General features: G+C 71.0%; 11 protein-coding genes. 7 read left to right on the forward strand and 4 right to left on the reverse strand.

Annotated features, from left to right (window positions below; genetic code table 11):
• Positions 1-52: 52 nt before the first annotated feature.
• Positions 53-1660: a ribosomal protection-like ABC-F family protein gene (abc-f, locus tag AC5W7N_RS22845; RefSeq protein ID WP_194989818.1), complete on the reverse strand. Its 1608-nt coding sequence runs from the start codon at positions 1658-1660 to the stop codon at positions 53-55.
• 158 nt (positions 1661-1818) lie between these two features.
• Between abc-f and AC5W7N_RS22850 the strand changes: the two genes are divergently transcribed.
• On the forward strand, positions 1819-2484 hold the full coding sequence (locus AC5W7N_RS22850) for a TetR/AcrR family transcriptional regulator (RefSeq protein WP_495922124.1): 666 nt from the start codon (positions 1819-1821) through the stop codon (positions 2482-2484).
• Positions 2485-2658: 174 nt separating this feature from the next.
• Here the strand turns inward: AC5W7N_RS22850 and AC5W7N_RS22855 are convergent, their stop codons facing one another.
• Positions 2659-3141: a carboxymuconolactone decarboxylase family protein gene (locus tag AC5W7N_RS22855; RefSeq protein WP_195007291.1), complete on the reverse strand. Its 483-nt coding sequence runs from the start codon at positions 3139-3141 to the stop codon at positions 2659-2661.
• A gap of 167 nt (positions 3142-3308) precedes the next feature.
• On the opposite strand from AC5W7N_RS22855, the gene AC5W7N_RS22860 reads away from it, so the two are divergent.
• Both AC5W7N_RS22860 and AC5W7N_RS22865 read left to right on the forward strand, forming a co-directional pair.
• The gene (locus tag AC5W7N_RS22860; RefSeq protein WP_495922125.1) at positions 3309-4220 is read left to right on the forward strand and encodes an RNA polymerase sigma-70 factor; all 912 of its coding nucleotides are present in this window, start codon (positions 3309-3311) and stop codon (positions 4218-4220) included.
• A 97-nt stretch (positions 4221-4317) separates the two neighbouring features.
• Complete coding sequence (locus AC5W7N_RS22865; protein WP_195021057.1) at positions 4318-7032, forward strand: LuxR family transcriptional regulator; 2715 nt, start codon at positions 4318-4320, stop codon at positions 7030-7032.
• A gap of 9 nt (positions 7033-7041) precedes the next feature.
• On the opposite strand, the gene AC5W7N_RS22870 is transcribed toward AC5W7N_RS22865, so the two are convergent.
• Positions 7042-7275 carry a hypothetical protein gene (locus tag AC5W7N_RS22870; RefSeq protein ID WP_163815771.1) on the reverse strand — a complete coding sequence of 78 codons (234 nt, stop codon included), beginning with the start codon at positions 7273-7275 and terminating at the stop codon, positions 7042-7044.
• A gap of 130 nt (positions 7276-7405) precedes the next feature.
• On the opposite strand from AC5W7N_RS22870, the gene AC5W7N_RS22875 reads away from it, so the two are divergent.
• Together AC5W7N_RS22875 and ilvA are read left to right on the forward strand one after the other, a co-directional pair.
• Positions 7406-7840 (forward strand): nitroreductase family deazaflavin-dependent oxidoreductase, encoded by a 435-nt coding sequence (locus tag AC5W7N_RS22875; protein ID WP_163815773.1) that lies wholly within the window; start codon positions 7406-7408, stop codon positions 7838-7840.
• 65 nt (positions 7841-7905) lie between these two features.
• A complete protein-coding gene (ilvA, locus tag AC5W7N_RS22880; protein WP_195007289.1) occupies positions 7906-9258 on the forward strand; it encodes a threonine ammonia-lyase IlvA in 1353 nt (450 codons plus the stop codon).
• A gap of 42 nt (positions 9259-9300) precedes the next feature.
• On the opposite strand, the gene treZ is transcribed toward ilvA, so the two are convergent.
• Positions 9301-11040, reverse strand: coding sequence for a malto-oligosyltrehalose trehalohydrolase (gene treZ / locus AC5W7N_RS22885; protein ID WP_495922126.1), 1740 nt, complete (start codon positions 11038-11040; stop codon positions 9301-9303).
• An 85-nt stretch (positions 11041-11125) separates the two neighbouring features.
• On the opposite strand from treZ, the gene AC5W7N_RS22890 reads away from it, so the two are divergent.
• Both AC5W7N_RS22890 and AC5W7N_RS22895 read left to right on the forward strand, forming a co-directional pair.
• Complete coding sequence (locus AC5W7N_RS22890; protein ID WP_495922127.1) at positions 11126-11740, forward strand: class I SAM-dependent methyltransferase; 615 nt, start codon at positions 11126-11128, stop codon at positions 11738-11740.
• 75 nt (positions 11741-11815) lie between these two features.
• Positions 11816-12388, forward strand: a complete 573-nt coding sequence (locus tag AC5W7N_RS22895) for a TetR/AcrR family transcriptional regulator (protein ID WP_195007287.1) — start codon at positions 11816-11818, stop codon at positions 12386-12388.
• Positions 12389-12403: the final 15 nt, after the last annotated feature.

Below are 12403 nucleotides of genomic sequence, written 5' to 3' on the forward strand. Positions count from 1 at the left end.
TCGGCGAAGCGCAGCCGTGCTCGCGCCGCCATTGCCCGGCGCTCGGCCGTGCTCATACGACCGCAGGCACGGCACCCAGCTCGAGGTGTGCGCCGCGCCAGCGCTGACGCAGCCGCCGGTCATGGCTGACGATCACCAGCGCGCCGGGATAGTCGGCGAGCGCCGCCTCCAATTCCTCGACGAGCCCGGGTGAGAGGTGGTTGGTGGGCTCGTCGAGCAGCAGCGCGTCGGTCGGCTCGCTCACCAGGCGGGCCAGCGCGAGGCGTTGGCGTTGCCCGGTGGACAGTTCGGCGACGCGGGCGGTGAGCTGGGCACGGTCGAACAGGCCGAGCGAGAGCAACCGTTCCGCCTGCCGATCCGGTGCGCCGCGGCCGCGGGCGAACGCCGCGAGCAGGGTCTCCCCCGGCCTCGGCGCCGGTGGTTGCTGGGCGAGGTAGCCGATGCGGCCGCGCCGCACGACCGTGCCCGCATCCGGGGCGCGTTCACCGGCGAGTACCCGCAGCAGAGTGGATTTGCCCGCGCCGTTGGGGCCGGTGATCAGTAGCCGGTCACCGGCGGCGAGGGTCAGGCCGGTCCGGCCGAGGCGGCCCTCGACCAGGACGTCGGTGGCCGCGAGCACCGCGCCGCGGACCGCACCGCCCCGCACGCTCGGCGTGAAGCGCAGCGGTTGCGGGGGCGGCGGCACCGGGTCGTCGAGCAGACGCCGCAGCCGCTCCTCGGCATTGCGGACGCGGCTCGCCAGCGACTGCTGGACGCGGCCGCCCGCCCGGTCGTAGGCCATCTTGTTGTTGTCGCGCATCACCCGTCCCGGCGCGACCCGACGCGCGGTGGTCGCGGCGGCCTCCCGCTGCCGGGCGACGTCGCTCTGCCATTGCGCGTAGGACTGCTCCCAGCGCTGCCGGGCCGCCGTCTTCGCGGCGAGGAAACCGCGGTAGCCGTTGCCGTGGCGCACCACCCGGCGGCGGTCGGCGTCGACCTCGAGCAAGCCGGTCGCGACCCGATCCAGGAAAACCCGGTCATGGGAGACCGCCACGGTGGTGCCGCGGCGGGTGCGCAGGTGATCCTCGAGCCAGGTGAGGGCATCGTCGTCGAGATGGTTGGTCGGCTCGTCGAGCAGCAGCACCTCCGGTGCCGCGGCCAGCAGGGCGGCCAGGCGCAGACGCACCTGTTCGCCGCCGGAGAGGCCGCCGACGGCACGCGAGCGCGACACCAGCCCGAGACCGAGACCGTGCAACGCCTGTTCGAGGCGGGCGTCGGCGTCGTAGCCGCCGCGCAGTTCGAAGACGGTCATCAGCTCGCCGTATTCGGTCATCGCGGCGTCGTCGCCGGTGGCCATGGCGGATTCGAGCCCGCGCATGCGGTGCTCGATGGCACGCAGTTCGCTCATGGCACGGTCGACGACCTGCTGGACCGTCAGGTGTGGTGGCAGCTGCTCATCTTGGGCGAGATAGCCGACGTCACCGTCGGAGTGGACGACGATCTCACCCCGGTCGGGGCGCTCGACCCCGGCGAACAGGCGCAGCAGGGTGGATTTGCCCGACCCGTTCTCGCCGATGATGCCGGTGCGCTCACCCGCGCCGAGCGAGCAGCTGATCTCGTCGAGAACGACGCGCCCGTGGAAGGACTTGGTGACCGCCAGCGCGGTGATCTGAGTTGGCATGCACACACTCCGAAGCATTCGAGGTCGAGGCGGCCGTGACGGACCGCTGGGACGGGTGAACACTTCGAATGAGCATCGGCAAGTACCTCACTAGTGCGACAACTGTCGTAATAGGATGACAGCCCAGACCCGTTCCGTCAAGCATCGGATGACCGACGATGAATTCCGCACCGGACAACGATCCGCCCACCAGCACTCCCCGGCCCCGGCCCGGCGGCCGGACCGCCCGTATCCGCACCCAGGTCCTCGAGGCCGTGCACGCCGAGCTGACCGAACACGGCTATGACGCGATCACCATCGACACCGTCGCCGCCCGCGCCGGGGTCCATCGCGCGACGGTGTACCGGCGCTGGCGCGATGTGGGCGGCTTGATCGCCGATGTGTTCGCCGCCGCGGCCGATATCGACTGGCAGCCCCGCGACACCGGCTCGCTACGCGGGGATCTCGCCGCGCTCAACGAGGAGATCCAGGCGTCACTGACCGAACAGCCCTCGATCGCCGGCGCGCTGATCGCGGTGTCGTTTCGGTCGGAGGAAGCGGCCCGCGCGCTGCGACAACTGTGGGAGCAGCGCTACGGGCAGTCGGAGATCGTCGTCGAACGGGCGGTGGCGCGCGGGGAGATTCCCGCCGGGACCGATGCGCAGGAGCTGTTGATCGCGGCGACGGCGCCGCTGTACCACCGGTTGGTGCTGATGCGGACACCGGCCGATCCGGGGCTGGCCGAGCGGGTCGCGGACAGTGCGGCGCGCGCGGCGGCGGCCGGGGCTTTCGTCGCGCCAGGGGCGAGCGGCCGTGCCGGCGACGATAGGTCGATCCGGCCCTGACCTCCTGTTGCGCGCTGCACTTCGCGTCCGGTCGCAGTACAGTGCTCGGCTGCCTCGTCGTGCGAGGTGTCGACGGGGCTCGAGGCGAGCGGTCGGCGCCTGGGGCCATCGGCGCGCGCCTATCCCGGGGCTCAACCGGGCCGACCGCGCCCGACGGCCCGGCTCGTCGCGCCCTCAGCTCGCGGCGGCGAATGCGCCCGCCTCGTAGGAACCGCCCTTGGTGCGGGTGATGACCAGCAATCGGTTGGCGGCGTTGATCATGGCGACCAGATACACCATGGCGGCGATCTGATCGTCGTCGAAGTGCTCGCGCACCTGGGCCCAGGTCTGGTCGGACACGCCGTGATTCGCGTCGGCGAGGCGGGTGCCCTCCTCGGCGAAGGCCAGCGCGGCGCGTTCGGCGTCGGTGAACACGGTGGATTCGCGCCAGGCGGCGACCAGGTTGATCCGGACCGCGGGTTCTCCGGCGGCGGCGAGCTCCTTGGCGTGCGCGTCGACGCAGTAGCCGCAGCCGTTGATCTGGCTGGCTCGCAACTCCACCAGTTCGATCAGGGATTTCGGCAGCGTCGAGCCCATGATCGCCATGCTGGTGTTGGCGAAACGCTTGCCGATCTTGGCGCCGAGTTCGTTGGCGTTCAGGTCGAAACGGGGTTCCATGATGTGGTCCTCACTGGTTGTCACTGGATCGGAACAACCATGAGACGAACGACCCCTGGCCCGCGTAACGACACGACCGAGTGACGTGCGCCACTGCCGCACGGTGTTACGCGAGGGCCGCGTCCGGCGTCTTGTTGGTGACATCCGAGGAGAACAGGAGCGCAGCCATGGCCGCAGCGAGCACACCGGACGCCCACCAGGACGCGGACCCGGCCACCGCCGCCTTCCTCGCGCATCGCGATCTGCTGTTCACCGTCGCCTACGAAATGCTGGGCTCGGCCGCCGACGCCGAAGACGTCCTCCAGGAGACCTGGCTGCGGTGGGCGGGCGTCGACCTCGGCGCGGTGCGCGATCAGCGGGCCTACCTGGTGCGCATCACCACCCGGCAATCGCTGGACCGGCTGCGCACGCTCGGACGGCGCAAGGAGTCCTACGTCGGCCCGTGGCTACCGGAGCCGCTGTTGACCACACCGGACGTGGCCGAGGACGTGGCGCTGGCCGAGAGTGTCTCCATGGCGATGCTGCTGGTGCTGGAGACCCTGGCACCGATCGAACGGGCGGTGTTCGTGCTGCGCGAGGTGTTCGATCTGAGTTACGAGGAGATCGGCGAGGCCGTGGACCGCAGCCCCACGGCCGTGCGCCAGCTCGCCTATCGGGCGCGGGCGCATGTCGCGGCTCGCCGGCCGCGCGGAGCAGTGTCCGACACCGAGACCCGCGGGGCGCTGGCGGCGTTTCAGCACGCGGTCGAGACCGGCGAATTACAGGGCCTGCTCGACATTCTCGCGCCGGAGGTGGTGTTCCTCGGCGACGGCGGCGGGATCGCGCGTGCCGCATCGGCGCCCATCGTGGGAGCCGAGGCGGTGGCCGGACTGCTGGCGGCCGGGCTGGGCAATCTCGCCGCGCGGTCGATGGAGGCGGCGCGGATCAACGGGTATCCGGCGCTGATCCTGCGGCTGGACGGCGAGATCGACACCGTCATCGCGGTGCGCATCGACGACGGGCTGATCACCGGGCTGTACTCGGTGCGTAATCCGGAGAAGCTGTCACGGGTGCAGCAAGAAGTGAGCTTGCGGCGCTGAGGTCCAGCGCGGGACGGCGACGGGCACGTGCGCCGCGCCGCCGAACGGTGAACCCGACTGCGGGCACCGGCGCGACGAGAGACGCTACCGTTGCCCCATGCTGCATGGACGCGAAGCCGAACAAGCCGAGATCGACCGGCTGCTCGATGCGGCGCGGGCCGGGCGCAGCGGGGCACTCGTGTTGCGCGGGGAGGCCGGTATCGGGAAGACAGCGCTGCTGGATTATGCGGCGGCGCAAGGTATTCCGGCGGCGCGCAGCGCGGGCATCGAGTCCGAGGCGGAGCTGCCGTTCGCGGGACTGCACATGCTGGTGCGGCCGGGTATGGCGTTGGTGGACCGGCTGCCCGAGCAGCAGCGCGACGCACTGCGCGGTGCGTTCGGGCTAGCGCCGCGCGACCCGGGCGATCGGATGCTGATCGGTCTGGCCGTGCTGACGCTGCTGGCCGAGGAATCCGCGGACGGACCGCTGCTGTGCCTGATCGATGACGCGCACTGGCTCGACCGTGCCACCGCCGAGGCGCTGTTGTTCGCCGCGCGCAGGCTCGACGCCGAGGGTGTGGTGATGCTGTTCGCCACCCGCGCAGGCGCTTCCGACTTTCCGGCGCCGGGCCTTCCAGAACTCCGGTTGACCGGTTTGCGGCAGGAGGACGCCGCCGCCCTGATCGACAGCACCGCACCCGACCTCGCGCCGGTGCTGCGCTACCGGCTGCTCACCGAGGCCGCGGGAAATCCGCTGGCATTGCTGGAATTGCCCGCACTGCTGGCGGCCGAAGCGCCAGGGGCAGGCCCGAATCCACTGCCGATCACCGACCGGCTGCGGATGGCGTTTCACGGCCAGATCAGCGGGCTGCCGCCGGCCACGTCGACGTTACTGCTGGTGGCGGCCGCCGCGCACACGGCGGAGCTGGCGATGGTGCTGCGGGCGGCCGAAACACTTGGCGCCCGGGTCGGTGATCTGCGGCCGGCCGAGGATGCCGGGCTCGTGCACAGCGACGGGAGCACTCTCGTGTTCCGGCATCCGCTGCTGCGCTCGGCGGTGTACCAGGGCGCGGGACTGAGCCGGCGACTGGAAGCCCATCGCGCGCTCGCCGACGTGTCGACCGCGCCGCAGGATGCCGACCTGCGCGCCTGGCATCTGGCCGCCGCCACGACCGGACCGGAGGAATCCACAGCGGCCGCATTGGAGGCGACCGCCGAACGGGCCCGCGTACGCAGCGGCCACCACGGCGCGGTCGCGGCCTACGAGCGCGCCGCGGATCTGAGTACCGACGCCGAAGCGCGAGTACGCAGGCTGCTGCTCGCCTCCGAAACCGCCGTGGAGGCCGGGCACTTCGACCGGGCCCGGCTACTGGCCGAACGCGCCGCGGCACATGGCTGCGACGAATCGGTGACCGCGCGACTCGACTCGGTGCGCGGCGCCGCCGAATTCGGTGCCGGTCGCCCACGGACCGCACACGAGTTGCTGTCGCGGGCCGCCGACGCCACCGCCGATCCGTCACGGGCCGCACGCATTCTGGCTCAGGCCGTGCACGCCGCCTGGTACGTCGGGGCCGAGGAACTCGCCGAGGTCGCCGGGCGAGTGCGCGCCCTGAGGTTGCCCGCGGCCGACCCGATGGCGCCGATCATCGACTATCTGCTCGCCGCCCTCCTCGACGCCCCGCGGGGATCGGCCCTGCCCTCGACGACCCCGCGAACCGATCTGCGTACCGCGGCGGCGGCCGCGGTACGCAATGGCGCCGACAGCCCGCGCGATCTGGTGCAGATGTGCGGCGCAGGCCTGGTCGTCGGCGCGGATGAGCAAGTGGGTGAACTCGCCAGGACGCTGCTGGCACAGTGCCGCGAACAAGGCCGGATCGCGCTGCTGCCACCGCTGCTGTTCTTCCGCGCCGAAGCCGAACTGTTCCTCGGCAGGCCACGGGAATCACGGATCGCGGCGGCCGAAGGGCTGCGGATCGCCGAGGACATCGGCAATGGCCACTGGGTCAGCCAGCTGTGCGGGTTTCTCGCCTACCTCGGCGCACTCGAAGGTGCCGAGCGCGAATGTGCCGAACTGGTCGGCACAGCCCTGGCCGACGAGCTGGGCGGCCCGGAGGCGGCGGGCGCGACCTGGACGCACGCCGCGCTCGGCCTGCTCGATCTGGGTTTCGGCCGGGTGGACGGTGCGTTGTCGCGGCTGACGGCGCTCACCGTCGAACCGGCGCGTCATCAGGTGATCGGGCTGCGGGTGCTGGCGGATCTGGTGGAGGCGGCGGTGCGCGCCGATGCGGCACAGCAGGCGGCCGACGCCCGCGACAGGCTGACGGCGTGGGCGCAGGCCACCGGCGCCGGCTGGATCGGCGCACTCGACCACCGGGCCCGCGCACTCACCACACCGGATGCGACCGCCGAACACCACTTCCGCGCCGCGCTCGCACCCGTCGGCCACCCCTTCGACACCGCACGCACGCAACTGCTGTTCGGCGAGTGGCTGCGCCGCGACAAACGCAAGACCGAGGCGCGCACCCTGCTCGAATCCGCCGCCGAGACCTTCGATCGGCTCGGGTTCGCGCCATGGGCGCAGCGGGCACACACCGAACTCGCCGCGCTCGGCGTCGGTGCGTCGAGCCGGCCCGCACACGGGCTCGCGGCGAGTTTGACACCGCAGGAACTGCAGATCGTGCGGTTGGCCGCGCAGGGCATGTCGAATCGGGAGATCGCCGCGCAGCTGGTGCTCAGCCCGCGCACCGTCGGCCATCACCTCTACAAGGCGTATCCGAAGCTCGGGGTGGTGTCACGCGGGCAGTTGGCCGGACTGCCGCTGGGGCCGGAGTGAACCGAGCGGCTAGCGCGCTCGGATCAGCCCGGCGATCCACACCAGGCTGCCCACCGCGGCGGCGGCGAGTACCGCGACCTGCGCGGAGCCGACGATCAGGGCGAGCGCCAGCAGCGTCGCCAGACCCGCGGCGAGCGCTTCCAGCTTGTAGACCGGCCAAGCGCTACCCGCGAGGTCGATCGCGGCCGGGCGGGCCGGTAGGGGACGGCTCGCGGCGCGAAGTTCGGGGTAGGACGCGGTCATGTCTTCAGGGTATACCGGACAGCAAAGTTAGGGCCAGCGAACTTTTTGTCGCGGGCGCCACAGCCGCCGGTTGCCGGGGCCTTTCGAGGGCGCGGGAACAACGGCACGGTCCCGAACTGTTTCCGCAGTCATGCCACTTACAGGGGAATACGCACCGAGCACCTCCGACTGGGCCCGCAAGCAGGCCGAGACCTACGAGAACTCCGGCGGCGAGAAGGGCACCACGCTCAACGGCGTGCCCGTCGTGCTGCTCACCACCCGCGGCGCGAAAACCGGCAAGCTGCGCAAGACGCCGTTGATGCGGGTCGAGCACGACGGCGAGTACGCGGTCGTCGCCTCGCTGGGCGGGGCGCCCAAACATCCGGTCTGGTACTACAACATCAAGGCCGATCCGCACGTCGAACTGCGCGACGGGACGGTGACCAAGGATTACACCGCCCGCGAGGTCGTCGGCGCGGAGAAGGCGCTGTGGTGGGAGCGCGCGGTCGCGGTCTGGCCCGACTACGCCGAATACCAGAAGAAAACCACCCGCGAGATCCCGGTCTTCGTCCTGACCCCGCGCTGATCGTTTCGCACACTCGCCGACCACCCGCCGCACCAGCCGCCCGCGGCGGGTGGCACGATATTCGGGTGTCGGATCCGGTCGATGTCCTCGCAGAACTGCCCACCCGTCCGCCGTTGAACGCGGACGAGATCGACGCGGCCGCGAAGCGAATCGCCGACATCATCGAGCCGACCCCGCTGCAACTGTGCCCGCGGTTGTCCCAGCTCACCGGCGCGCAGGTGTACCTCAAGCGCGAAGACCTCACCGTGGTGCGCTCCTACAAACTGCGCGGCGCCTACAACCTGGTGGTCCAGCTCAGCGCGAGCGAACGCGCCGCGGGCGTGGTCACCGCCAGCGCGGGCAACCATGCGCAGGGCGTGGCCTTCGCCTGTAAGGCCATGGGCATCGTCGGCCGCATCTACGTGCCGACCACCACGCCGAAGCAGAAGCGCGACCGCATCCGCACCCACGGCGGTGAGTTCGTGGAATTGATCGCGGTCGGCGAGACCTACGATGCCGCCGCGGCGGCCGCCGCCGCCGATGTGGCGCGCACCGGCGCGACGATGGTGCCGCCGTTCGACGACACGCGCACCGCCGCCGGGCAGGGCACCATCGCCGCGGAGATCCTGGAACAGCTCGGCCGCACCCCGGACCTGGTGGTCGTTCCGGTGGGTGGCGGCGGCTGCCTCGCCGGCATCGGCACCTACCTGCGTGAGCGGTCTCCGCAGACCGCGATCCTCGGCGTCGAACCGGCGGGCGCGGCCTCGATGACGGCGGCGCTGGTGGCCGGTGGCCCGGTGACGCTGCCCGAGATCGACCCGTTCGTCGACGGCGCGGCGGTGCGCCGGATCGGCGATGTGCCGTACGCGGCGGTGTCCGGCTTCGGCGGCCGGGTGGTCACGCACGGTTCGCTGCCGTTGCTGGTGGCGACCGAGTCACCGTCGGGGGCGGGATCGTTCCGGATGATGCAGGTCGACGAGGGCGCCATCTGCACCGCCATGCTGGACCTGTACCAGAACGAGGGCATCATCGCCGAACCCGCGGGCGCGCTCGCGGTGACCGCGCTGGCCGGGCTCGAGATCGCACCGGGGTCGACTGTGGTGTGCCTGGTGTCCGGCGGCAACAACGACGTCTCCCGCTACGGCGAGGTGATCGAACGGTCCCTGGTGCATCAGGGGCTCAAGCATTACTTCCTGGTGGACTTCCCGCAGGAGCCGGGCGCGCTGCGCCGCTTCCTCGACGAGGTTCTCGGACCCGACGACGACATCACCCTGTTCGAATACGTCAAACGCAACAACCGCGAGACCGGGGCGGCGCTGGTGGGTATCGAACTCGGCGCGCCGGAGGAGCTGGAATCGTTGCTGGCGCGGATCGAGGCCTCGCCGATTCAGTGCGAGCGGCTGGAGCCGGACTCACCGGCCTACCGGTACCTGACCTGAGCTGCCGCGCGCGATCCGAGCGCCGCCGGATCATGCGCTGGTTCAGCGATCCGGAGCACTGCGGCTCGTGTCGAGGACCACGAAGGAATGGCCGCTCAGTCCCGTCATGCCCGCACGCCGGGCCGGTGTGCCCCAGCTGAGCAGTACGGCTCCGGCCGCGGGCACCGTCACCTGGTCGGCGGACAGATTGCACGCCAGGGCCAGCGCGCCGCGGCGGATGACGATCCAGCGGGCGTCCTCGTCGTAGTCGATAGCGCCGTCGCACGCCCACCCGTCGGTGATCTCCGGACGGCTGCGGCGCAGGGCGATCAGCGCGCGATAGCAGTCGAGCAGCCGGGCGTGGGTGGGCATGCCGAGTTCGGTCCAGTCCAGCGTCGAGCGTGCGAAGGTCGCCGGATCCTGCGGATCCGGGACGTCGTCGGTGGACCAGCCGTGTTCGGCGAACTCGGCCAGCCGCCCGGCGGCGGTGGCCGCGCCGACCTCGGGATCGGTGTGCGAGGTGAAGAACTGGAACGGCGTGCTCGCACCCCACTCCTCCCCCATGAACAGCATCGGCGTGTACGGCGAGAACAGCACCAGCGCCGCCTTCACCGCGAGCTGACCGTCGGACAGGTAGGCGCCGGGACGGTCGCCGAGCGCGCGGTTGCCGATCTGATCGTGGGTGCAGGTGTAGGCCAGTAGCGCCGAGGCGGGCAGCGCGGCACGGTCCAGCGGGCGGCCGTGGGTGCGGCCGCGGAAGGTGGAATACGTTGCGGCATGGAAGAACCCGTGCGCCCAGGTCCGCGCCAGGCACGCCAGGGAACCGAAATCGACGTAGTAGCCCTGCCGTTCACCCGAGACGGCGGCGTGGATGGCGTGGTGCAGGTCGTCGTTCCACTGCCCGGCCAGGCCGTGACCGCCCGCCGCGCGCGGGGTGATCAGTCGTGGATCGTTGAGGTCGCTCTCGGCGATCAAGGTCAGCGGACGGCCCAGGTATGCGGCCAGGCGCTCGGTTTCGGCGGCCAGTTGGGTGAGCAGGTGGGTGGCGGTGGTGTCGGCCAGCGCGTGCACCGCGTCCAGCCGCAGGGCGTCGATGTGGAAGTCGCGGAACCAGCGCAACGCGTTGTCGATGAGGTAGCGACGCACCTCGTCCGATCCCTGGCCGTCCAGATTCAGCCGCTGCCCCCAGGTGTTGCGCTGCTCGGTCAGATAGGGGCCGAAGCGCGGCAGGTAATTGCCCACCGGGCCGAGATGGTTGTAGACCACATCCAGTGCCACGGCCAGACCGCGCGCGTGGCAGGCCCGCACGAAGCGGCGCAGCCCGTCCGGCCCGCCGTACGGCTCGTGCACCGCGTACCAGAGCACTCCGTCGTAGCCCCAGTTGCGCGGACCGTCGAAGGCATTGACCGGCATCAGCTCCACCACGGTCACCCCGAGGCGCACCAGATGATCGAGACGTTCGATCGCGGCATCGAAGGTGCCCGCGGCCGTGAAGGTGCCGATGTGCAGTTCGTAGAACACCGCGCCGGCGAGCGGCCTGCCGGTCCAGTCGGTGTCTCGGGCCTCAGGGTCCATGCGGTGCAGTGCCGAGCGGGCGTGGACACCCTCGGGCTGACGCGGTGAGCGCGGATCGGGCAGCACGACCGGGTCGTCGTCGAGCAGGTAGCCGTAGCGGGCGGCCGGTGCGGCGGCCACATCCGCGCGCCACCAGCCGCCGGGCGCGCGCGTCATCGGATGGACGACGCCGTCGACGTCCAGGCGCACCAGCTCCGGCGTCGGCGCCCACACCTCGAACACGGTCACCGCGCCAGCATCGCACGCACCCGCCGCCCCGGGCAGCCCGGCGCGGCACTGGTGTGCCGGTGTGGTTGCTGACACAGTGGAGGCCGTGGGTATCTACAACGATCAGGTCGTCCCCCGGCTCGTCGAGGTCGCGTGCGGCATCAAGGCCAATGACAAGCTGCGCGCGCAGGTGTGTGGCGGGCTGTCCGGCCGGGTGGTCGAGATCGGGTTCGGATCGGGTCTGAACGTGCCGTTCTATCCGCAGGCGGTGCGGTCGGTGAGCGCGGTGGAACCGGCCGACCTCGGCTGGAAACTCGCCGGGAAACGCGTGGCCGCGGCGACGGTGCCGATCGAACGCGCCGGGTTGGACGGCCAGTCACTGCCCTTCGCCGACAACAGTTTCGACGCGGCGGTCTCCACCTGGACCATGTGCACCATCCCCGATATCGACGCCGCGCTGGCAGAAGTGCGCCGGGTGCTGGCGCCCGGCGGCACGCTGCATTTCGTCGAGCACGGGCTCGCACCGGACGCGAAGGTGCAGGCCTGGCAGCACCGGCTCAATCCGATCCAGAACGCGGTCGCCGGTGGTTGCAATCTGAACCGCGATATCCGCGGGCTGATCGAGCGCGCCGGGTTCGAGATCCGCGATGTCGACGTCTTCTACGGCGGGTGGCCGAAGTTCATGGTGGCGCAGACGATCGGGGTCGCGGTCTCGCCCTAGCGCGCCGGGCACCGTCTGTACCGCTGCCGCCCGCAACATTTGTATTGATCGGTCCAAAACTGCTACGGTTGTCCCATGGCGCGACCACGAGGCTTCGACGAGGACGCGGCGGTCGACGCGGCGATGCGCGCGTTCTGGTCCGCGGGGTACGAGGCCACCTCCACCCAGGATCTCTGCGCGGCGACCGGGCTGGGCCGCAGCAGCATCTACAACACCTTCACCAGCAAGCACGACCTGTTCGAGCGCGCGCTCGACCGCTATATGGCAGTCAAGAACGCCGCCACCGAGCAGGTACTCGACGCCGACACCCCGGCGCTGGAGAAGCTGCGAACCCTGCTGTGGATCGTCGTCGACGCCCCCGACGACGATCCGATCGGCTGTCTGGTGGTGAATTCGACCGTCGAGCTCGGCCCCCGCGACGCGGAGGTGGCCGCGAAACTTCGCGCCGATCAACGGTATCGGCTCGAGCTGCTCACCGCCGTCATCGAGCGCGGGCAACGCGACGGTGAGATCGGACGCGACAAGGACGCCCGCACCCTCGCCCTGTTCGTGATCGCCACCATCGGCGGGCTTCAGGTGGCGGCGCGCGGCGGGGCCGATCGAGCCGAACGCGCGGCCATCGCCACCACCGCGCTCGACGCCCTGTAACCACATCCCAGCGGC

Source organism: Nocardia sp. CDC519, from assembly GCF_059509835.1.